This is a genomic window from Mycobacterium shinjukuense, assembly GCF_010730055.1.
Taxonomy (GTDB): domain Bacteria; phylum Actinomycetota; class Actinomycetes; order Mycobacteriales; family Mycobacteriaceae; genus Mycobacterium; species Mycobacterium shinjukuense.
In genome coordinates this window covers 2,763,307-2,785,675 of record NZ_AP022575.1, presented here as the reverse complement: position 1 = coordinate 2,785,675, position 22,369 = coordinate 2,763,307, and the positions used below count along the sequence as shown (strand labels likewise).

Here is a 22,369-nt window from a genome sequence, read left to right as displayed (position 1 = left end):
ATCACCAGTCCCACACCGAGTGGACCAGCTCGGCGCGGAGCGCATCGGCCCGCTCCCGCGCGGCGGCCAGGTCTTCGGTCACCGGGCAACCAACCTCCACGTAACACTTCAGCTTCGGTTCGGTACCCGAGGGCCGCACCACCACCCGGGCCCAGGCGTCGTCGCCGCCGCCGGTGAAGATCAGCGCGTCGGTGATGTCGGTGATGGTCGCGGCGAACCCGGCCAGCCGGTCCGGGGGAGCCGCCCGCAGCCGCGCCATCAGCGCCGCGGCCTCGTCGGCGTCGGCGATGCGACGCGACACCGCGGCACCCTGATGCACCCCGTGGCGGCGGGCGAGCTCGTCCAGCAGGTCGGACACCGAACGACGCTGCCTCTGCACGGCGGCCGCCAGGTCGCACACCAGGACCGCGGCGCTGATGCCGTCCTTGTCTCGCACGGCATCGGGGTCGACGCAGTGCCCGATCGCCTCCTCGTAGGCGTAGACCAGCTTGCCGTTGGGCAGGTTCGCGTCGGCGCGCGCCAGCCATTTGAAGCCGGTGCGGGTCTCGACGTGGACCGCGCCGTGACGTGCGGCGATCGCCGCCAGCATCCGCGAGGACACCACCGTGCTAGCCACTATCCTGGTGTCGGCCGGGTCGGCCTGGGGTTGCGACAAGATGTAATCGCCTAGCAGCCAACCGGTTTCGTCGCCGGACAGCATCCGCCAGCCGGAGCCCGTGGGTATCCCGACAGCGCACCGGTCCGCGTCGGGGTCCAGCGCGATCGCGACGTCGGCACCGACGTCAGCGGCCAGGGCAAGCAATGCGTCGGTAGCGCCGGGCTCCTCGGGGTTCGGGAACGCCACGGTGGGAAAGTCGGGGTCCGGCGCGAACTGCGCCGCAACGGTGTGCACGTCGGCAAAGCCGGCGCGCCGAAGCGTCTCGACGGCTATCGCGCCGCCCACCCCGTGCATCGGGGTCAGGGCCACCCGCACCGAACCGGTGCACCGGCGGACCCCGGCGGCGCGGCGGATGTAGCGGTCCACCAGCTCGGCGCCGGCGGGGTGGACCGTCGTGCGGGCGATCTGGTCGGCCGGCGGAGCGGTGGCCATCGCGGCTTCGATCCGCCGGTCGGTGGGGGAGACGATCTGCAGGCCGCCCTCGAGATACACCTTGTAGCCGTTGTCGCTGGCCGGATTGTGTGAGGCGGTGATCTGTACCCCGGCCGCGGCACCGGTCTGCCGCACCGCGAACGCAACCACCGGCGTGGGCACCGGGTCGGGCAGCAACAGTACGGAAAACCCGTCGGCGGCAAGCACTTCGGCCGCGGCCGTGGCGAAGGCCGCCGAGCCGTGCCGGGCGTCGCGTCCCACGATCACGGTCGCCGGGCTCGGGTGGGCCCGCCGCGTGAGCACCCGCGCCAGCGCCCAGGCGGCGCGCAACACCACCGCCAGGTTCATCGCGTCCGGTCCACCGCGCATCGGCCCGCGCAACCCCGCGGTGCCGAACCTGAGCGGGTGGGCGAATCGGGCCGCGAGCTCCTCGGGGTCACACGCCGCGAGCTCGGCGGCGGCCCGCGGGTCGGGGTCGTGCGCGATCCAGTCGTGCGGTGTCACGGCTCAGCACCGGGCGATCACGTCGGCCAGCAGCGAGCCGATCCGGGCCGCCGACGCCGCCCCGGCGGCAAGCACCTCGGCGTGGCTTAGCGGCTCCCCGGTGATCCCGGCGGCCAGGTTGGTCACCAGCGAAACGCCCAGCACCTCGGCGCCGGCCGCGCGGGCGGCGATGGTCTCATGGACGGTCGACATACCCACCAGGTCGGCGCCCAGCGTCCGCAGCATCCGGATCTCGGCGGGCGTCTCGTAGTGCGGCCCCGGCACGCCCGCGTACACGCCCTCGGTGAGCTCGGGGTCGGCCTGGCGAGCGAGCCCGCGCAGTCGCGGTGCGTAGGCGTCGGTCAGGTCGACGAACTGGGCGCCAAGCAGCGGCGACCGCGCGGTCAGGTTCAGGTGATCGCTGATCAGCACCGGCTGCCCGACCCGCATGTCCGGACGCAGCCCGCCCGCCGCGTTGGTGAGCACGACGATCCGCGCCCCGGCCGCGCACGCCGCCCGAACCGGGTGCACGACGTGCTGCAGCTCATGCCCCTCGTAGGGGTGGATGCGTCCGGCCAACACCAGCACCCGGTGCTCACCGATGCGTACCGACAACAGCTCGCCGGCGTGCCCGGCCGCGCGTGGCCGGGTGAACCCGGGCAGCTCGGCCTGGGGCAGCACGGCGGTGGGGGCGCCCAGCGCGGCAACGGCCGCCGACCAGCCGGATCCGAGCACGACCGCGACATCGTGCGCGCCTTCTCCGGTGCGTTCGGCGATGACCCGCGCCGCCCGGCGCGCGAGTTCGCCGGGATCGGGCGACGGGGCGGTCACACCGGGGAAGCCTAGCGAGGCGAGCAGCCGCCCCGGCAGCTGCGCGCGGATCAGCGCCGCTGCACGTCGATGAGATACTGCGAAGATGCCCGCCCGCAGCGCCCTGGACGCCGTCGAGGGCGTCGTCCGGCGCCGCGGCGATGAGCTGGCCGAGGTGGCCGGCAAGGCGCTGATGCTGCAGGCCGGCAGCGTGACCGACGGTCGGCACGTGGCCAACGTCATCCCGGGCCACGCCGCGCTGCCCCACGCGGTCGTCGACGACGCCATCACGCCAGCGCGCACCATTGTCCGGCTCGCCCAGACCCCCGACGAGCGTGACCGGGTGCCGGCCGCGCAACCGCGCAGGGCGGCGGCATGAGCCTGGTCGACAGCGCCGAGTCCTGGCTGGCCGCCCACCACGACGACCTGGTCGGCTGGCGCCGGCACTTCCACCGCTATCCGGAGTTGGGCCGTCAGGAATACGCCACCACGCAGTTCGTCGCCGAGCGGCTGGCCGACGCCGGGCTCAACCCCAAGGTGCTCCCCGGTGGGACGGGTCTGACCTGCGACGTCGGCCCCGAACATCGGCCGAGGATCGCGCTGCGCGCCGACATGGACGCGCTGCCGATGGCCGAGCGGACCGGGGCGCCCTACGCCTCGACGATGCCCAACGTCGCGCACGCGTGTGGCCATGACGCGCACACCGCGATCCTGCTGGGTACCGCGCTGGCGTTGTCGTCGGTGCCCGAACTTCCGGTCGGGGTGCGGCTGATCTTCCAGGCCGCCGAGGAGCTGATGCCCGGCGGGGCCATCGACGCGATCGCGGCCGGAGTGTTGACCGGGGTGACGCGGATTTTCGCGTTGCACTGCGATCCTCGACTCGAAGTGGGAAAGGTCGCTGTCCGGCAGGGCCCCATCACCTCGGCGGCCGACCAAATAGAGATCACGCTGTATTCACCCGGTGGGCACACCTCGCGTCCCCACCTGACCGCCGACCTGGTCTACGCGCTCGGCACGCTGATCACCGGCCTGCCCGGGGTGTTGTCGCGCCGCATCGACCCACGCAATAGCACCGTGCTGGTGTGGGGCGCGGTCAATGCGGGCGTGGCCCCCAACGCCATTCCACAGACCGGCGCGCTGGCCGGCACCGTCCGCACCGCCAGCCGGCATACCTGGGTCGATCTGGAGGAGATGATCCGCGAGGCCGTCGCGGGCCTGCTGTCGCCGCTGGCCATCGAACACACGCTGCACTACCGGCGCGGCGTGCCGCCGGTGGTCAACGAGGAGGTCTCGACACGCATCCTCACCCACGCGATCGAAGCCCTCGGCCCGGATGTGCTGGCCGATACCCGGCAGTCCGGCGGCGGCGAGGACTTCTCCTGGTATCTGGAGGAAATTCCCGGCGCCATGGCGCGTCTGGGGGTGTGGTCGGGCCAGGGACTGCAGCTGGACCTGCATCAGCCGACGTTCGACCTCGACGAGCGGGCGCTGGGCATCGGGGTGCGGGTGATGGTCAACATCGTCGAGCAGGCCGCCGCTTTTTGATCGCGCTGCGGACGCTCGCCAGGTGAATTGTGGGAAACACGCCGCGCGCCGACGATCGCCGGCATGCATCCCGAACTCAGCAGGTTGCTCGACGCCCAAGGCAAAGTCGTTACCTCTGCCCAGGCGTTGACATTCCTCACCGCGGCTCACTGACGCCGAACTGGTGTGGTTGGCCGTGGCGCAGGTCCTGCTCGGCGCTTGCTCGCAACACCATTGGATCCGAATGTGTTACGGCCGGCTCAGGCACCTGGTCTCGTATCTGCCCACGCAGCCCGGCTACCACACGCGGATCAAAGCGGCGGCACCGTTGATCAACAAGACCCTGCTGTATCTGGCAACCCGGTGTCTGTCATGGTTCGACGAGCTGCGCCTGGTCGACGGCACCCCGATACCGTGCGGCACCTGGCCCCGCCCCGTGCAAGACCGTGAAACGTTCGGAGCTGGTCGGCTGGGCGAAACTGACTCCGCTAAGTGGTCTTGCCCGTAAGGTCCTCGGGGGTCTCGGCGTTCTGACAGGCCGCTCCAGGCGTCACACCTTCCTCATCTGCCCCACGTGTACCCGGTACCGCCGGCATACAACGTGCCCGCCTTCAAGCGACAGCCACGGTTGTCGCTCGACGGCGGGCACATCGCATACGCCTGCCGTACCGAAACGGTGAGGCGGGTCAGACAACAGGAAACGTCCACCTTGCCCACCGGCTCGCCAAAAGCCGCGACACACGGGGCCACCCTGGTTCCGACCTCCAACGAACTTACGAGCGGGACCACTTAGCTTGGGAATCACTCATCTAGCTGAACGACGGTGCATCGCAGAAGATTGGCATGGCTTCTACGGCCGCGGGGAAGTGACCACCGGGCCGCGGCCGCACGGGATTGATGTGGCGACCGGCACGACGGTGGCGGTCTGCATGGGCACCGCGTCGGCTGCGTATGGTCTCGATGCCGAAGGCACCGCCGACCTGCACGTCCTCAATCCCGGCGGTCGGCGCTTGCGCTCCACCGACGGCCTGCTCGTTTACCGGCGCGAGGGCGCGCCGGTGAGCCTGGTCGCGGGACGGCCGGCCACGACGCCCGCGTGGACGGGCGTTGAGGTGGCCCGTGGCCTGCGTCGGCCCCGCGCTTTGGCGACGCTGGACGGCCGCCCTGCGCAGCCGCACGTGCAGTCGCGCTGAGCTGCAGCAGGCGGTCAACCAGCAGTTTGGCCGTCGCGGCGTGGTGACTTGCAGAATTGGGATGGGTGGTCGCGCCGATCATCGCCGAGGAGTCAGGTACCGGCGTGGCGAACTCATCCGCCGGCTGGCGACGCATCTTCGACGAGCCGCATGACAGCGGTCGCGAGCGTCCGCAAAATGCCAGCGGCACCGGCGTGTCGCTGTACAAACACGCGCGCGGCCGGAAGCGGCTAGACGACCGTCCCGGGGCCGATGTTGCGGGCCGGACGGGTGCGCAGGTCATGTACGTAATCCGGTGGTGCGCCCGCGATTTCGGCCGCATCGGCCATCACGCCGAGATAGCGCGCCGACGGCAGGCCACCCTCCCAGGCATCCAGGACGTAGAGCCACGCCAGCACCGGATCGGTTGTGGTGTCCGACGATATGCGTTCCACGCGGCACCGGATCTTCTTGTGGATGCCGAACTCGGAGCCCTCCCAGCGATCAAGGTTCGCCTCGTCGGCGGGTGTCATGTCGTAGAGCACGACGAACACCCTGGACTCCGGGTCCTCGACGATGGTGGCCAATGCCCCTTCCCAGCCGATGTCTTCGCCGCCGAACGTCAAGCGCCACCCGGGCAACCAGCCGGTCCCGGCCATCGGTGAGTGGGGTGCGCGCTTCAGCATCTGCTCGGGATCCATGTTCGATCCGTAGGCGGCGTAGAGCGGCACGGGGAAAGCTTAGACGGCACCCGCCGGTGCGGTTTCCACCCGATAGCCCCCTCGTCGCTGCACAACTGGGGGTGCCCCCACCTCAGACCGCTCCGCGGTCTGCATCGTCGCCGGGCTGTGCCCGATTGCCCGGCTTCTCCTCAGACCGCTCCGCGGTCTGCATCGTCGCCGGGCTGTGCCCGATTGCCCGGCTTCTCCTCAGACCGCTCCGCGGTCTGCATCGTCGCCGGGCTGTGCCCGATTGCCCGGCTTCTCCTCAGACCGCTCCGCGGTCTGCATCGTCGCCGGGCTAGGTTAAGCCTGTGGTGACCCGCATCGTGATCCTCGGTGGCGGCCCAGCCGGCTACGAGGCCGCCCTCGTCGCAGCCACCGCACGGCCCGAATCGGTCCAGGTCACGGTGATCGACTCCGACGGCATCGGCGGCGCCGCCGTGCTCGATGACTGCGTGCCGTCAAAGACGTTCATCGCGTCCACGGGTTTGCGCACCGAGCTGCGTCGAGCCCAGCGTTTGGGCTTCGACATCGACATCGACGACGCCAAGATCTCGTTGCCGCAAATCCACGCCCGGGTCAAGACGCTGGCCGCACAGCAGTCGGCCGACATCAGAGGGCAGCTGCTCAGCATGGGGGTCGACGTGATCGCCGGCCGGGCCGAATTGATCGACCCCAGCCCCGGGCTGGCGCGCCACCGCGTCAAGTCCACCGCCCCGGACGGCTCCACCAACGAACACGAAGCCGACGTGGTGCTGATCGCCACCGGCGCCAGCCCGCGGGTACTGCCCGCGGCCGAGCCCGACGGTGAGCGCATCCTGACGTGGCGGCAGCTCTACGACCTCGAGGCGCTGCCCCACCACCTCATCGTGGTGGGCTCGGGGGTCACCGGTGCCGAATTCGTGCATGCCTACACCGAATTGGGTGTGCAGGTGACGGTGGTGGCCAGCCGGGACCGGGTGCTGCCGTACGAGGACGCCGACGCCGCGCTGGTCCTGGAAGAGTCGTTCGCCGAGCGCGGCGTGCGGCTGTTCAAGAATGCCCGCGCCGAATCGGTCACCCGCACCGACACCGGGGTCTTGGTCACCATGGTCGACGGCCGCACCGTCGAGGGCAGCCACGCCCTGATGACCATCGGGTCGGTGCCCAACACCAGCGATCTGGGCCTGGAACGGGTCGGCATCGAGCTGGGGCCCGGCAACTACCTGACCGTGGACCGCGTGTCGCGGACGTCGGTGCCCGGCATCTACGCCGCCGGCGACTGCACCGGCCTGTTGCCGTTGGCGTCGGTCGCCGCGATGCAGGGCCGCATCGCGATGTATCACGCCCTGGGCGAGGGTGTCAGCCCGATCCGGTTGCGCACGGTCGCGGCCACGGTGTTCACCCGGCCGGAGATCGCCGCCGTCGGGGTGCCGCAATCGGCCATCGACGACGGGTCGGTCACCGCCCGGACCATCATGCTGCCGTTGCGGACCAACGCCCGGGCGAAAATGTCGGGACTGCGGCAAGGTTTCGTTAAAATCTTCTGCCGGCGGTCCACCGGTGTGGTGATCGGCGGAGTGGTGGTGGCGCCGATCGCGTCGGAGTTGATCCTGCCGATCGCCGTAGCCGTGCAAAACCGCATCACCGTCAACGAGTTGGCCCAGACACTCGCCGTTTACCCGTCGTTGTCGGGGTCGATCACCGAGGCCGCCCGCCGGCTGATGGCGCACGACGATCTGGACTGAAGGCCAACCCAGGAACCCCAGAAGAACTAACCTTGGCTCAGCAACGCCTACCGACAAGTAGCCGACAGGAGTCTATGGTTGTGAGCAACCCGATCCACGCACTGGAGCGCGTGCACACTTGGCCAGACGCCTCGCTGGGACCTCAGCAGCGCGCATCGGCCTGGGAACGCCTGGGTGCCGAGCAATTCGACGTGGTGGTTATCGGCGGCGGCGTGGTGGGCTCGGGGTGCGCGCTGGATGCCGCCACCCGCGGGCTCAAGGTGGCGCTGGTCGAGGCGCGCGACTTGGCCTCCGGCACGTCGAGCCGGTCGTCGAAGATGTTCCACGGCGGCCTGCGCTACCTCGAGCAGTTGGAATTCGGGCTGGTGCGCGAGGCGCTCTACGAACGCGAGCTGTCGCTGACCACGCTGGCGCCGCATCTGGTCAAGCCGTTGCCGTTCCTGTTCCCGCTGACCAAGCGCTGGTGGGAACGGCCCTACGTGGCGGCGGGCATCTTCCTCTACGACACCCTGGGCGGCGCGAAATCGGTTCCGGCCCAGAAACATTTGACCCGAGCGGGCGCGCTGCGGCTGAGCCCAGGGCTGAAGCGCAGCTCCCTGATCGGGGGCATCCGCTACTACGACACCGTCGTCGACGACGCCCGGCACACCATGACGGTGGCGCGCACCGCCGCGCATTACGGCGCGGTGGTGCGCTGCTCCACCCAGGTGGTCGCGCTGCTGCGGGAGGGTGACCGGGTGATCGGGGTACGGGTGCGCGACTCCGAGGACGGCGCGATCACCGAGGTCCGTGGCCACGTCGTAATCAACGCGACCGGGGTGTGGACCGACGAGATTCAGGCATTGTCCAAGCAGCGCGGGCGATTCCAGGTGCGCGCGTCCAAGGGCGTGCACGTGGTGGTGCCGCGAGACCGGATCGTCAGCGACGTCGCGATCATCCTGCGCACCGAGAAGTCGGTGATGTTCGTCATTCCGTGGGGCAGTCACTGGATCATCGGCACCACCGATACCGACTGGGATCTGGACCTGGCGCACCCCGCGGCCACCAAGGCCGACATCGACTACATCCTCGAGACGGTCAACACCGTGCTGGCCACCCCGCTGACGCACGCCGACATCGACGGTGTCTACGCGGGACTGCGCCCGTTGCTGGCCGGGGAAAGCGACGACACCTCCAAGCTGTCGCGGGAACACGCCGTGGCGGTGCCGGCGGCCGGCCTGGTCGCCATCGCCGGGGGCAAGTACACCACCTACCGGGTGATGGCCGCCGACGCCGTCGATGCCGCAGCGGAATTCATCCCGGCCAGGGTCGCGCCGTCGATCACCCAAAAGGTGCCGCTGTTGGGCGCCGACGGCTACTTCGCGTTGATCAACCAAACCGAACACGTGGGCGCGCTGCGAGGCCTGCACCCCTACCGGGTGCGTCACCTGCTGGACCGCTACGGATCGCTGATGGGCGACGTCTTGGAGTTGGCCACCGACCGCCCGGACCTGCTGAACCCGATCAAGGAGGCGCCGGGCTACCTGAAGGTGGAAGCCGTGTACGCCGTCGCCGCCGAGGGTGCGCTGCATCTCGAGGACATCCTGGCTCGCCGGATGCGGATCTCGATCGAATATCCGCACCGCGGTGTCGATTGCGCCCAGGAGGTCGCCGAGCTCGTCGCCCCCGTGCTGGGATGGAGTGCGGCGACCATCGACCGCGAAGTCGCCAACTACAAGGCACGGGTGGAGGCCGAGGTGCTCTCGCAGGCCCAGCCCGACGACGTGTCGGCAGACATGCTGCGCGCCAGCGCACCCGAGGCACGCGCCGAGATCCTCGAGCCGGTGCCGCTCAATTGAGGCCCGCGCCGCTACCGGTTCGCGACGGGGTGGGGCCCGCCCGGGTGCGGTTGCGTGGCGGAGCGGTGCTGGCCGAGCTGACCGCGCGGTTCGGCGCCGCGGCACACGCGAAAGTCCTTGCCGGAGAGGTCGTCGACGCCGATGGCACCGCGGTCGACGATGCCACCGTGCTGGCCAGCGGCTCGCATGTCTATCTCTATCGGGAACTGCCCGACGAGGTGCCGGTGCCCTTCGACATGCCGGTGCTCTACCGGGACGCCGACATCGTGGTCGTCGACAAGCCGCACTTTCTGGCCACCATGCCCAGGGGCCGCCATGTGGCGCAGACCGCGCTGGTGCGGCTGCGCCGCGAACTCGACCTGCCCGAGCTGAGCCCCGCTCATCGGCTGGACCGGTTGACCGCCGGGGTGCTGCTGTTCACCACCCGGCGCGAGCGCCGCGGCGCCTACCAGACGATGTTCGCGCAGGGGAAGGTGCGCAAGACCTACCTGGCGAGGGCGGCGGTCGACCCGGGATTGGTGTTGCCGCGTCTGGTGCGTAGCCGCATCGTCAAGCGCCGCGGCCAGTTGCAGGCCGTCTGTGAGCCCGGGGCGCCCAACGCGGAGACCCTGGTCGAGCGGCTAGCGCCGGACGGTCTGTATCGACTGACACCGCGCACCGGGCGCACCCACCAACTGCGGGTGCAGATGGCCTCACTCGGGCTGCCGATCGTGGGTGATCCCTTGTACCCCAAGGTGATACCGGTGCCCGACGACGACTTCAGCACGCCGTTGCAGTTGCTGGCGCAGCGCATCGAGTTCGACGATCCGATCACCGGTTCACGCCGTGCGTTCGTCAGTCGCCGCCAATTACAAGGAGTTTCGTCATGAGTGAAGACAATGCGCTGGTGATCGTCGCCGGTTATCAGGACCTCGATGCGGCTCGGCGCGACTTTGACGACCTCACCCGCCGCGCCAGCGCCAAGGCCTTGCCGTTGCAGGGTGCGGTGCTGGTCGGCAAGGACGCCGAGGGCAACGCCGTGCTGCTGGACACCGGAAACCGACTCGGCCGCCGCGGCGCCGCATGGGGTGCCGGGGCGGGGCTGGCGGTCGGCGTGTTCTCGCCGGCGCTGTTGGCCTCGGCCGCCTTCGGTGCGGCGGCCGGCGCGTTGGCGGGCACCTTCGCCAACTATCGCATCAAGAGCGGATTGGCCGACAAGATCGGGCAAGCGTTGGCCGCGGGCAGCGGTGTGATCATCGCGGTGACACCGGCGCACGGGCGACTGGCCGTGGGGCAGACACTGGCCGGATCACCGATGAAATCGGTTGCCGAGCTGAGTCATTCGACATTGCGAAGCTTCGCAGCGGCGCTGCAAGAAGCGATGGGCAAGTTCAACCCGGACCGCACCAGACTCCCGTTGCCGCAACGCAGCTTCGGCGGCACGGTCGGACGCACGGTGGCGGAGTCGGTCGGTGACTGGACCATCGTTCCCGGGGCCAGCGCGCCCGAGGGTGCGCCCAACGTGTTGATCGTGCTGATCGACGACGCCGGGTTCGGTGGCCCGGACACCTTCGGCGGCGGCATCCACACGCCGACGCTGTCCCGGGTGGCGCGCAACGGGTTGGCGTACAACCGCTTCCATGTCACCGCGATATGCTCGCCGACCCGGGCGGCGCTGCTGACCGGGCGCAACCACCACCGGGTGGGCTTCGGATCGGTCTGCGAATTCCCGGGACCATTCCCGGGCTACTGCACGGTCAAGCCGCGCAGTTGCGCCTCACTGCCACGCATTCTTCGCGACAACGGTTACGTGACAGGCGCTTTCGGCAAGTGGCATCTGACCCCGGATAACGTGCAGGGAGCCGCGGGACCGTTCGACAACTGGCCGTTGGGTTGGGGATTCGACCACTTCTGGGGATTCCCGACCGGTGCCGCGGGCCAGTACGACCCGATCATCAGCCAGGACAACTCGGTCCTGGGCATTCCACGGGGCAAAGGCGGCAAGCCCTACTACTTTCCCGACGACCTCACCGACAAGGCCGTCGAGTGGCTGCACACCGTGCGGGCCCACGACGCCACCAAGCCGTGGATGATGTACTACTCGACGGGCGCCACCCACGCGCCGCACCACGTGTTCCAAGAATGGGCCGACAAGTATCGGGGGAAGTTCGACGAGGGCTGGGATATCTACCGGCACAAGACATTTGAACGGCAAAAGCGGCTCGGGATCATCCCCCACGACGCCCAGCTGACGCAGCGGCCCGACCTGTTCCCCGCGTGGGACAGCCTCTCGGACACCCAAAAGAAGCTCTATGCCCGGCAGATGGAGGTGTTCGCCGGATTCTCCGAAAACGCCGACTGGAATGTCGGCCGGCTGCTAGACGCCATCGAGGATCTCGGCGAGTCCGACAACACGCTGGTGTTCTACATCTGGGGCGACAACGGCGCCAGCATGGAAGGCACCAACACCGGTTCGTTCAACGAGATGACCTTCCTCAACGGGCTGGACCTTGACGCCGACCATCAGCTGCGGCTCATCGAGCAATACGGCGGCATCTCCGCGCTCGGCGACGAGTTCACCGCGCCGCATTTCGCCAGCGGGTGGGCACACGCCAACAACACCCCGTTCCAGTGGGGCAAACAGATGGCCAGTCACCTGGGCGGCACCCGGGACCCCATGGTGGTCGCCTGGCCGGCGCGGATCCGCCCCGACGGCGCGGTTCGCTCCCAGTTCACCCACTGCATCGACATCGCGCCAACCGTGTTGGAGGCCATCGGCTTACCGGAGCCCACCAGTGTGGACGGCTTCGAGCAGGAACCGATGGACGGAACCAGCTTCGTGCACACCTTCGACGACCCGGCGGCCGAAGAGCGCCACACGGTGCAGTACTTCGAAAATTTCGGCAGCCGCGCCATATACCGGGACGGATGGTGGGCCTGCGCTCGGCTGGACAGGGCGCCGTGGGACCTGTCGCCGCGGACCATGCAGCGGTTTGCGCCCGGCAAGTACGACCCCGACAAGGACGTCTGGGAGCTCTACTACCTCCCCGACGATTTCTCCCAGGCCAGGAACCTGGCGGCCGAGCATCCGGACAAGGTCGCTGAGCTGACCGAGCTGTGGTGGCGGGAAGCCGAACGAAACCGGGTGCTGCCGCTGTTGGGCGGGGTCGCGGTGATGTTCGGCAACCTGCCGCCACTGCCCACCACCACCCGGTTCAGCTTCCGCGGCGACGTGCAGAACGTCCAGCGGGGCATGGTGCCCCGCATCTTCGGCCGGTCCTACGCGATCGAGGCGCGGCTACAGGTCCCCGACGCGGGCGCCCACGGCGTGATCGTCGCCAACGCCGACTTCATGGGCGGGTTCGCGTTATGGGTGGACGAGAACCGCCTGCTGCACCACACGTATTCCTTCCTGGGCGTTGAGACCTATCGCCAGGTGTCCACCGAGCCGATTCCCACCGGCGACGTCACCGTGCGGATGCTGTTCGAAACCGACGCGCCCGTCGTCGGTTCCGGGGGTCGGGTGACGCTGTGGGCCCATGACCGGTTGATCGGCGAGGGTGCGCTGCCGCAGACGGTGAGCCTGTCCTTCACGTCCTACGCGGGGATGGACATCGGGCGCGACAACGGCTTGGTTGTCGACCGCGCCTACGAGGACAAGGCGCCGTACGCGTTCACCGGCACCATCAACGAGGTCGTCTTCGACCTCAAGCCCGTTTCGCACGATGCCGAAAAGGCGCTGCACGAGCACGCATCGGTGCAAGCCGTCGGAGAGGGCGCGGCGGGTTGAGAGCAGCTGGTTCTATGAGTGATGCCTCGGGCAGTACGCCGCTATGCTCACGCCGACGAAGTATCCGGCGCGAAAGCCGTCCAGGTTACTGCTGTTCATCACGTCATTGGCGACATCGGCCTTCTGCCGACCGAAATCAAGCTCGTCGCAGACCACATGACCGGCGACGATCGCCGAGAGCGGCGACGCGAAGTTGATGCCCTTGGACTTCACCGCATTCAGAAACGCGTCATCGACCCCGTCGGCGTGCGCGATCGGGGTCGCCACCGCCGCGAAGCCAAGCAGCGTGATCACCAAGACAGGGCCGGCCAATAGTGATCGCACGCGTCGGGACGAGCGCACCTGGCGGGTCGCCATGGCTGGAACCTCCCGCTGAGAAGCGCCGGCGGGCAAGCCAAGCCGCCGGCGGGGCGATCATTGCGCGTCACGACCGGACGAGCGGTGTGCTCGGATGGCGGCATCAACTCCGAACAGCGTTCTAGTTGGTCATCCGGGCGCGCCGGTGTAGCGCGGCTGTCCAGACGGTGTACTGATCGGAAACTGTCGCTGAATTCGCCAATCCGGTTGGGGCCGGCAGATGGCCGGCCATATTGCTGACGGGCCGATCTTGCTACCATGTTATGCCGGCGGAGGAATTGAATTGAAAGTCAATCGATTTGGCGCCGCGCTGAGTATTCTGGCCACTGGCGCGGCGTTGTTGTCCGCATGCGGCGGTGGCAACAACACCACTGCGGGAAGCCCGACAACCGCCGCGGCGCCGGCGAAGGTGACCTGCGGCGGCAAGCCGACCCTGAAGGCCAGTGGCTCCACCGCGCAGGAGAACGCAATGACGCTATTCGTCAAGGCTTTCGAACAAGCCTGCCCCGGGCAGTCGCTGAGTTACACGGCCAATGGGTCCGGTGCTGGAATTAGCGAATTCATGGGCAACCTAACCGATTTCGGTGGATCGGACTCACCGTTGAGCAAGGACGAGTACGCCCAGGCGGAGCGGCGCTGCGGCTCGCCGGTGTGGAACCTGCCGGTGGTGTTCGGCCCCATCGCCATCGCCTACAACGTCACCGGGCTCACGTCGTTGAACCTCGACGGTCCGACCGCGGCCAAAATCTTCAACGGTGCCATCACCACCTGGAACGATCCGGTGATCGCGGCGCTGAACCCGGGCGTCGCCTGGCCTGCTGAGCCGATTCGTGTCGTATTCCGTAGCGACGAGTCCGGGACCACCGACAACTTCCAGAGATATCTCGATACCGCCTCGGGCGGGGCGTGGGGCAAGGGTGCCGGAAAGAAGTTCAACGGCGGTGTCGGCGAGGGCGTCGAGGGCAACGACGGGGCCGCCGCGGCCGTGAAGAGCAAAGAAGGCTCGATCGGCTACGTCCAGTGGTCGTTCGCGCAGGCGGAACACCTCAACACCGTCAAGGTCGTCACGTCGGCCGGTCCGGACCCGGTGGCGCTGAGCACACAGTCGGTGGGCAAGACGATTTCGGCTGCCTGGTATATCAGGGAGGGCAACGACCTCGCCCTGGACACGATCTCGTTTTACCGGCCGAACCAGCCCGGCTCCTACCCGATCGTGCTGGCGACCTACGAGATTGTGTGCTCGAAGTATCCCGATACGCGGGTCGGGGCGGCCGTGAAGGCGTTCCTGCAAAGCACGATCGGCGCCGGCCAGGATGGCCTGGCCGACAACGGATATGTGCCCATTCCCGACGAGTTGAAGTCGCGACTGTCGAGCGCGGTCAACGCCATCTCGTAAGCGACGCACAATGTTTCAGGGCTTTTCCCGCGGCAGTCAACGCAATGTTCCCGAAATTTTCCTTTCGTAGTCAATTAAAAACGTTGTGGAGTTCATAACGCTGCCGCCAGAGGTCACCTCGGCGTTGATCCACTCGGGACCCGGTGCGGAATCACTGATCGAGGCCGCTACCGCGTGGCAGCGGCTCGGCACCGATTTGGAGGAATCCGTTCGCGCCTACGTGCCGGCGTTGGCCGCTGCGGCTGAGGCCTGGCACGGCCCGTCCTCATCGGTGATGATCGACGCCGTCGCGCCCTACATCAGCTGGATGCGCACCACCGCGCAGCAGTGCCGGCAGCTGAGCTCCTCGGCGCAGTACGCCGTGGCGGCCTTCGACTCCACGCTCTCGGCGGTGGTTCATCCCGCGGCGGTCAGCGCCAATCGGGCCCAGTTGACGCGGCTGCTGGCCACCAACGGATTCGGCAGAAACCTCGCGGCGATCGCCGAGACCGAAGCGCAGTACGAGAGCATGTGGGTGAACAATTCGGCCGCGATGTACCGCTATCGGGTGGCCTCGGCCCAAGCTCTCGCGGTGCCCCAGTTCGCCTGGCCGCCAGCGATTGTCGAAGGGCTGGCCGGTCAAGCCGGTGCGTCCGCTGCCGCTGCCGCGGCTGCCTCTCCGGCGGCCGTGTCTCCGTTTGGTCCGCTCTTGGATGCCCTGACCCCCACCGACATCGTCAACAATGGCTGGTTTCAGCTGGCCAACACCTACGCGAACCAATTCGTCTCGTCCGGGTTTCCGATCAACATGCTCAGCTACATGGCGCAGGCCACGTCGGCCCAGGCGCTGCAGTCGGTGGCCCCCGACATCGCCGCGGGCCTCTCGGAGGGGGAATCGGCGCTGGGAGCGTCGGCGGCCGAATTGTCCAGCGCGGTCAGATCCCTGGGCGCGGCACCGGCACCCGCGGCGGCAGTGGGCGTAGGGGTCAAGATGGGCAACCTCACCGCGCCGCCCGCCGTGGTGGGGCTGGTGCCCACCACGGCCACGCCGGTGCAGTTGGCATCGGCGGTGTCCCCGCTTCCCGCGGGGGAGTCCGGGTTGTCGATGCTTCCGCCGCTGATGCCGCCGCCGATTTCGGCGGGCAGTGGTTGGCGCAAGCGCAAGCAGCAAAAGTACGACGATCTGGCAATGGGTTTGGAGCTCAAGGGGACGGTGATGCCCCGACCGCCGTCGGCGGGCTGAGCGAGTCGGTAGTTTGACGGCATGCCATGGGCGCGATTGCTGTCGGTGGCCGCGCTGGCGGTCTGCCTGGCCGGGTGCGGCCAGCGGCCGGTGTCGGCGGCCGGTTCGCACAATCAGCCGGGAACATTGCACTACGGCGGCCTGAAACGGACCTACACGGTGCACGTGCCGCCCGGCCCGCCCGTCGGCCTGGTGCTCAACCTGCACGGCGGCGGCGGCACCGGCATCGGTCAGCAGAGCCTGACAAACTTCGACTCGGCCGCCGACGCTCACAACCTGCTGGTGGCCTATCCCGACGGCTACGACAAGAGCTGGGCCGACGGGCGCGGAGCCTCACCGGCGGACCGCCGTCGCCTCGACGATGTCGGATTCCTGGTCGCGTTGGTGGGCAAGCTGCGCAGCGACTTCGGGGTCCCCGCCGGGCACGTCTTCGCCACCGGCATGTCCAACGGGGGTTTCATGTCCAACCGGCTCGCGTGTGACCGCGCCGATATCTTCGCCGCGATCGCTCCGGTGGCTGGCACGCTGGGCGTGGGGGTGGCCTGCGATCCATCCCGGCCGGTGTCGGTGCTGGACGCGCACGGTACCGCCGATCCGCTGGTGCCGTTCAACGGCGGGGTGGTGCGCGGACGCGGCGGGACCAGCCGGGCCATCTCGGTCGGCGGCCTGGTCGATCGGTGGCGTGCGGCCGATGGGTGCCACGGCGACCCGTCGGCGCAGGAGCTGCCCGACGTCAAGGACGGAACCGTGGTACACCGCTTCGCTTCCCGGGGGTGCGCGGCGGGCACCGAGGTGGTCTGGTACCAGATCGACAACGGCGGGCACACCTGGCCGGGCGGCAAGCAATACCTATCCAAGGCGATCATCGGGCCAACCACGCGCGCGTTCGACGGCTCCCAGGTGATCGCGCAGTTCTTCCTGGCGCACGGTCGGGACTGAAGCACGCCCGGGTCAGCGCTGGCACATTGGACACCAATAGATCACCCGTTCGCCGGTACCGTCGTGGGCGATGAGGGTTCCGCAGCGACGGCAGCGCTGCCCGGCTCGTCCGTACACCCATAGCCGCCGGCCCGCTCGGGTGTCGCCGGTGGTGCAGCGGTTCCAGCGGAAGCGGTTGGCCCACAGCATGTCCCGGGCGCGACCGACCAGGCGCAGCGGGTCGGCGATGGCGCCGACCGGTGTGGTCGGCAGCCGGCCGCAGACGAAACAGAGTTCGTTGCAGTAGACGTTGCCGATTCCGGCCATGACGCGCTGGTCGAGCAGCGCCTCGGCGATGGGCCGGCCCGGGTCGGCGATCAGGTTGGCCGCCGCGATCCGCGGGTCCCAATCCGGGCCCAGCAGATCGGGTCCCAGGTGCGCGACGACGGCGCCGTCGTCCCCCCGGCGAAGGACTTCCAACACGCCCAGGTCGACACCGACCGCGCGAATGTCACCGGCTTCCAGGATGATTCGCGTGCGGTGATCCACCGGACGGTTGCCCACCCGCCAGCTGCCGGCCAGCTTCAGATGCGAGTGAATGCTGGCCGCGCCGATTCGGATGAACAAATGCTTACCACGGCTGAGCACCTCATCGACCACCAGCCCGGACAGGTCGACGGCGGCGAACCGGGGCACCCGGATGTCGCAGCGCGTCAGGGTGCGGCCGGCCAGGTGCTGGCGCAGCGTGACCGCGGTGTGCCAGACGGTGTCGCCTTCGGGCATGGGTTACCGCAACCGCAAACCACGTGGGGTGCGGGCGAATCCGGCTTCGGCAAGGGCGCCGGCCACCGCGCCGCAGCCGCCGGGCGTCAGCACCGCCACCCCGTCGACCCGCTCGACCAGGATCGACGCGACGCGCCGGGCCGCGACCAGGTCGGCCAGCCCCGCGGCGGCGGCGCGGTGGGCCCCGGGGTCGTCGGTGAAGGTGAGCAGTGTCCGGCCGCCGCGTTCCAGAAACCAGGCCAGCTCGCCGTCCACCAGCACGACCAGGGCACCGGCCTTGCGGCCCGGCCTGGCCCCCAGGGTGGCGGCGTCGCCGCTGCCCGCGGGCCACGGCAGTGCCGCGCCGTAGGGATTGGCCGGGTCGGCGGCCGCCAGCACCACCGCCCGGTATTGCGGCCGCTCGGGGTCTACACCCTCGAGGTAGCTGCGCAGCCGGTCGACGGTGGCGGCGACGGCGAACTGCGCGGCCCCCAACGACTCGACGAAGTAGCCGCGCTGGCACGTGCCGGACTCCTCGAACGCGCTCAAAACCTTGTACAGCGTGGCGAATCCGCCCGGCACACCCTCGGCGGCCACCGCCCCCTTGGTCAGCACCCCGTGGCGGTTGAGCAGCAGCTCGGCTTGAAAATGGGCCCGCAGCGTGGAATCTGGCTCCGGGGCGGGCAGCGCCGACCAGCGACCGGCCACCGTCGGGTCGGCGCTGCGGGCCGCGGCGTGCGCGACGCGATAACGGCTCAGCCGCGGCGGGCGGTGGCTGCGGTGCGCCGGCGAGGATCGCCTGCGACTGCCCGAGCCGCCGAGCATGGCGCGCACCGGGGCGAAGGTGTCGCCGGTGACCCAGCCAGCCCAGATCAGCTCCCACAGCGCGGCTTTCAATTCCGCCTCGGTGAGCCCGGCCGCGGCGAGCTGGCGGAAGAAATACCCGCCACCGCCGGCCAGGCAGTCCAGGATGGCGCGGTGGGCGTCGGTGAACTCGAGCTCGGTGGGTGCGGCCAACGTCAGCGGCGCGGATGCGGCCGGGTGCAGCGCGATCCAGCCGTCGCTGCCGGAGATCGCCCCGGCACCCGACCAGGTCACCTCGCCGGTCGCGAGCAGCTCGTCGAGCATCGCCGGGGAGTAGTCGCGGATCCGCGGGGCCAGCACCAACGGTTCCAGCGCCGAGGCCGGCAGCCGCACCCCGGCGAGCTGATCGATCACGGCCGCCAGCCCGTCCAGCCCCGAGTGGCCCGCCAAACCGTGCCAGGCCGGCAGGAATCGGCCGTAGGCGGCGGTGCTGACCGGCTCGACCTGGGCCCGCAGCGCGGCCAGCGAGCGCCGCCGCACAATGCGCAACACCTCGGCGTCGCACCACTGCTCGGCGCCGGGTCCGCCCGGCGTTTCGGCTGCCACGAAGTCGCCGCGCACCAGCCGGCCGTCGGCGGCCAGCCGGCCCAGCACGTCGGCGGTCACCCGCAGGCCCAGACCGAACCGGGCGGCGGCCTCGGCGGTGGTGAACGGGGTGCGGGTGCGCGCGTAGCGGCCCAACAGCTCACCCAGCGGGTCGGCCACCGCCTCGGTGAAGCTGGCCGGCACGCCGACGGGAACCGCCGCGCCGACGCCGTCGCGCAGCCGGCCGATGTCTTCGACGGCCACCCACCAGCCGCGGCCGGCGAACGATACCGGCAGCGCGCGCCGGGCGGCGTGTAAGCCCTCCAGCCAGCCGCCAATGGCGGCGGGATGGCCGGACCGGGCGGCGACCTCGTCGGTGGTCAGCGGCCCCAGCAGCCGCAGCAGGTCGGCGACCCCTTCGGCGTCGCGGGCGACCCGGTCGGCCGACAGGTGCTGCAACTGGCGGCCGGTGGCGGCGATGACCTCGGGATCGAGCAGCTCGCGCAGTTCGACCCGGCCGAGCAGCTCCGCCAGCAGCGTGCTGTCCAGCGACAGCGCCGCGGCCCGGCGCTCGGCCAGCGGAGCATCGCCCTCGTACATGAACGCGCCGACGTAGCCGAACAGCAGCGACGCCGCAAACGGGGACGGCGCGACCGTCTCGGCCTCGGTCAGGCGCACCCGGCGCTGGGCGATCGCGGCCATCAGCCCGGCCAGCGTCGGGACGTCGTAGACATCCTGCAGGCACTCGCGGACGGTCTCCAGCACGATCGGGAAGTCGGGGTAGTTGCGGGCCACCTCCAGCAACCGGGCGGCGCGCTGGCGCTGGTGCCACAGCGGCGAGCGCCGGCCGGGGTGGCGGCGGGGCAGCAGCAGCGTGCGGGCCGCCGATTCCCGGAACCGCGCGGCGAACAGCGCCGAGGAGCCCACCTCGGCGGTGACGATCGGGTCGATCTCCTCGGCGTCGAAGACGAACAGCTCGGCGCCCGGCGGCGGGTCCCCGGTGTCGGGGATGCGCACCACGACGCCGTCGTCGGCGGCGGTCGGTTTCTCGTCGACGCCGTAGCGTTCGCGCAGCCGCCGGCCCACCGCGAGCGCCAACGGTCCGTGCACCCGCAGCCCGTAGGGCGAATGCAGGATCACCCGCCAATCGCCCAGCTCGTCGCGGAACCGCTCGACCAGCAGCGTGGTGTCGGTGGGCACCACCCCGGCGGCGGTGCGCTGGTCGTCCAGCAGCGCCCACAGATTGTCGGTCGCGTAGTCGTCGAAACCCAGTGCGGCACAACGCTTGTCGAAGTCCCCACGGCGCAGGCCGGCCAGCTCGCCGGTCAACGCGCCCAGCGCGGCGCCGAGCTCGGCGGGGCGGCCGACGTCGTCGCCGCGCCAGAACGGCAACCGGGCCGGCTGGCCGGGGGCGGGAACCACCAGCACCCGGTCGTGGGTGATCTCGGTGATACGCCAACTGGTGGCCCCCAGCGAGATGACATCGCCGGGCCGGGATTCGTAGACCATCTCTTCGTCGAGTTCGCCCACCCGCGAAGGCTTTTCGGTGTCGCTGGCCAGGTAGACGGTGAACAACCCGCGGTCGGGGATGGCGCCGCCGGAGGTGACGGCCAGCCGCTGGGCGCCCGGCCGTGCGGTCAGCGTGCCGGTGTCGCGGTGATAGACCAACCGCGGCCGCAGCTCGGCGAACTCGGTGGACGGGTACTTTCCCGAGAGCAGGTCCAGGGTGGCCTCGAACACGCTGCGCGGCAGGGTCGCGAACGGGGCGCTGCGGCGCACGGTGTCAAACCACCGGTCGGCGTCCAGCGGCTCCAGCGCCGCGGCGGCCACCGTGTGTTGCGCCAGGATGTCGAGCGGGTTGGCCGGCACCCGCATGGTCTCGATGTCGCCGGTGAGCATGCGCGCCACGCTCACCGCGCAGCCCAGCAGGTCGGTGCGGTGCTTGGGGAACAGCACCCCGCGCGAGATCTCGCCGACCTGATGACCGGCCCGCCCGATGCGTTGCAGGCCACTGGCCACCGAGGGCGGCGCCTCCACCTGGATCACCAGGTCGACCGCGCCCATGTCGATGCCCAGCTCCAGGCTGGACGTCGCCACCACCGCCCGCAGCCGGCCGCGTTTGAGGTCCTCCTCGACGGCGGCGCGCTGCTCCTTGCTGACCGACCCGTGGTGGGCGCGTGCCAGCAGTGGGGGCGCGCCGAACGTCTGGCCGCTGGCCATGATGTGCGCCGGCGCGCCGCCGGCGACCCGCGGGTTGGCGGCGGGGGTGAGCGCGACCCCCGACCGCTCGGCGTGAATTTCGTTGAGCCGGGCGGTAAGTCGCTCGGCCAGGCGGCGTGAATTGGCGAACACGATGGTCGACTTGTGCGCCTCGATGAGGTCGACGAGCCGCGCCTCCACATCGGGCCAGATGCTGGTGTTGGTCAGGTTGGCCATGTCGGGCACCGGCACCTGGACCGACAGCTCGACGGTCTTGGCCGCGGGCGGCGCCACGATGGTTGTCCGGGTTGTCGGGCCCGCGCCGGACAGGAACCGCGCGAGCTCCGCGGGTGGCCGCACGGTCGCCGACAGCCCGATGCGCTGGGCCCGCGGCCCGCCAGCGAGGTCGTCGAGCCGCTCCAGCGACAGCGCCAGATGTGCGCCGCGTTTGGTGGCGGCGATCGCGTGGATCTCGTCGACGATGACGGTCGCCACGCCGGCCAGGGTTTCCCGGGCGGCCGACGTCAGCATCAAAAACAGCGACTCGGGGGTGGTGATGAGCACGTCGGGCGGATGGGCGATGAGCTGGCGGCGAACCGCGGGCGGGGTGTCACCCGATCGCACGCCCACGCCGATGTTCGGCGCGGGCACACCGCGGCGTTCGGCCAGCCGGGTCAGCCCCGCCAGCGGGGTGCGCAGGTTGCGCTCGACGTCGACCGCCAGCGCCTTGAGCGGCGACACGTAGAGCACCCGGGTGCCCGGCGGGCGGTCGCGCCGGGCGGCCAGGTCATCGAGGGCCCACAGGAACGCGGCCAGCGTCTTACCCGATCCGGTCGGCGCGATCACCAGGGTGTTGTCGCCGTCGGCGATGGCGGCCCAGGCGCCGGCCTGGGCGGCGGTGGGCGCGGCAAAGGTGGCCGAGAACCAGTCCCGGGTGAGGGCGCTGAACCGGCCCAGGGGGTCCGCGGTGCTCACCTGGCCATGGTGCCAA

At 69.9% G+C, this 22,369-nt stretch carries 14 protein-coding genes and 2 pseudogenes; 10 read left to right on the top strand and 6 right to left on the bottom strand.

Annotation, left to right across the window (positions count from 1 at the left end; translation table 11 throughout):
* Position 1: 1 nt before the first annotated feature.
* Together G6N20_RS12640 and G6N20_RS12635 are read right to left on the bottom strand one after the other, a co-directional pair.
* On the bottom strand, positions 2-1,594 hold the full coding sequence (locus tag G6N20_RS12640; protein ID WP_083048690.1) for a phospho-sugar mutase: 1,593 nt from the start codon (positions 1,592-1,594) through the stop codon (positions 2-4).
* 3 nt (positions 1,595-1,597) lie between these two features.
* Complete coding sequence (locus tag G6N20_RS12635; RefSeq protein WP_083048688.1) at positions 1,598-2,404, bottom strand: purine-nucleoside phosphorylase; 807 nt, start codon at positions 2,402-2,404, stop codon at positions 1,598-1,600.
* A gap of 241 nt (positions 2,405-2,645) precedes the next feature.
* Here G6N20_RS12635 and G6N20_RS21295 point away from each other — a divergent pair.
* The 3 genes and pseudogenes from G6N20_RS21295 to G6N20_RS12620 all read left to right on the top strand — a co-directional run.
* A pseudogene (locus tag G6N20_RS21295) lies at positions 2,646-2,762 on the top strand (hypothetical protein); the annotation flags it as partial.
* A complete protein-coding gene (locus tag G6N20_RS12625) occupies positions 2,759-3,928 on the top strand; it encodes a M20 family metallopeptidase (protein WP_083048684.1) in 1,170 nt (389 codons plus the stop codon). The pseudogene G6N20_RS21295 and the gene G6N20_RS12625, both read left to right, overlap by 4 nt.
* 845 nt (positions 3,929-4,773) lie before the next feature.
* A complete protein-coding gene (locus G6N20_RS12620) occupies positions 4,774-5,100 on the top strand; it encodes a hypothetical protein (protein ID WP_197745477.1) in 327 nt (108 codons plus the stop codon).
* A 230-nt stretch (positions 5,101-5,330) separates the two neighbouring features.
* Here G6N20_RS12620 and G6N20_RS12615 read toward each other — a convergent pair whose 3' ends face one another.
* Positions 5,331-5,810 (bottom strand): gamma-glutamylcyclotransferase, encoded by a 480-nt coding sequence (locus tag G6N20_RS12615; protein WP_083048679.1) that lies wholly within the window; start codon positions 5,808-5,810, stop codon positions 5,331-5,333.
* 302 nt (positions 5,811-6,112) lie between these two features.
* Between G6N20_RS12615 and G6N20_RS12610 the strand changes: the two are divergent.
* The 4 genes and pseudogenes from G6N20_RS12610 to G6N20_RS12595 all read left to right on the top strand — a co-directional run.
* Positions 6,113-7,590 (top strand): annotated as a pseudogene (locus G6N20_RS12610) (NAD(P)H-quinone dehydrogenase); the annotation flags it as partial.
* An 18-nt stretch (positions 7,591-7,608) separates the two neighbouring features.
* Entirely contained in the window at positions 7,609-9,366 is a 1,758-nt protein-coding gene (locus G6N20_RS12605; RefSeq protein WP_083048736.1) for a glycerol-3-phosphate dehydrogenase/oxidase, read from the top strand.
* The gene (locus G6N20_RS12600; RefSeq protein WP_083048674.1) at positions 9,363-10,235 is read left to right on the top strand and encodes a pseudouridine synthase; all 873 of its coding nucleotides are present in this window, start codon (positions 9,363-9,365) and stop codon (positions 10,233-10,235) included. Before G6N20_RS12605 ends, G6N20_RS12600 begins: the two co-directional genes overlap by 4 nt.
* Positions 10,232-13,135: an arylsulfatase gene (locus G6N20_RS12595; RefSeq protein WP_083048671.1), complete on the top strand. Its 2,904-nt coding sequence runs from the start codon at positions 10,232-10,234 to the stop codon at positions 13,133-13,135. The genes G6N20_RS12600 and G6N20_RS12595 overlap by 4 nt, the downstream gene beginning before the upstream one ends.
* Before the next feature lie 12 nt (positions 13,136-13,147).
* Here G6N20_RS12595 and G6N20_RS12590 read toward each other — a convergent pair whose 3' ends face one another.
* A complete protein-coding gene (locus G6N20_RS12590; protein ID WP_169715459.1) occupies positions 13,148-13,492 on the bottom strand; it encodes a DUF732 domain-containing protein in 345 nt (114 codons plus the stop codon).
* 283 nt (positions 13,493-13,775) lie between these two features.
* On the opposite strand from G6N20_RS12590, the gene pstS reads away from it, so the two are divergent.
* From pstS to G6N20_RS12575, 3 genes are all read left to right on the top strand, one after another.
* A complete protein-coding gene (gene pstS / locus G6N20_RS12585) occupies positions 13,776-14,888 on the top strand; it encodes a phosphate ABC transporter substrate-binding protein PstS (protein ID WP_083048669.1) in 1,113 nt (370 codons plus the stop codon).
* Between the two features lie 85 nt (positions 14,889-14,973).
* Positions 14,974-16,110 carry a PPE family protein gene (locus G6N20_RS12580; RefSeq protein ID WP_083048667.1) on the top strand — a complete coding sequence of 379 codons (1,137 nt, stop codon included), beginning with the start codon at positions 14,974-14,976 and terminating at the stop codon, positions 16,108-16,110.
* Between the two features lie 21 nt (positions 16,111-16,131).
* Positions 16,132-17,049: an alpha/beta hydrolase family esterase gene (locus G6N20_RS12575; RefSeq protein WP_083048666.1), complete on the top strand. Its 918-nt coding sequence runs from the start codon at positions 16,132-16,134 to the stop codon at positions 17,047-17,049.
* A gap of 12 nt (positions 17,050-17,061) precedes the next feature.
* On the opposite strand, the gene nei2 is transcribed toward G6N20_RS12575, so the two are convergent.
* Complete coding sequence (nei2, locus tag G6N20_RS12570) at positions 17,062-17,811, bottom strand: endonuclease VIII Nei2 (RefSeq protein WP_083048664.1); 750 nt, start codon at positions 17,809-17,811, stop codon at positions 17,062-17,064.
* A gap of 3 nt (positions 17,812-17,814) precedes the next feature.
* Positions 17,815-22,353, bottom strand: coding sequence for an ATP-dependent helicase (locus tag G6N20_RS12565; RefSeq protein ID WP_083048662.1), 4,539 nt, complete (start codon positions 22,351-22,353; stop codon positions 17,815-17,817).
* Positions 22,354-22,369: the final 16 nt, after the last annotated feature.

Bases quoted from the DNA above. Each gene is read 5' to 3' on its own strand.
- G6N20_RS12625 (WP_083048684.1), top strand. From the start codon at position 2,759: ATGAGCCTGGTCGACAGCGCCGAGTCCTGGCTGGCCGCCCACCACGAC.
- G6N20_RS12595 (WP_083048671.1), top strand. From the start codon at position 10,232: ATGAGTGAAGACAATGCGCTGGTGATCGTCGCCGGTTATCAGGACCTC.
- G6N20_RS12590 (WP_169715459.1), bottom strand. From the start codon at position 13,492: ATGGCGACCCGCCAGGTGCGCTCGTCCCGACGCGTGCGATCACTATTG.
- G6N20_RS12575 (WP_083048666.1), top strand. From the start codon at position 16,132: ATGCCATGGGCGCGATTGCTGTCGGTGGCCGCGCTGGCGGTCTGCCTG.
- nei2 (WP_083048664.1), bottom strand. From the start codon at position 17,811: ATGCCCGAAGGCGACACCGTCTGGCACACCGCGGTCACGCTGCGCCAG.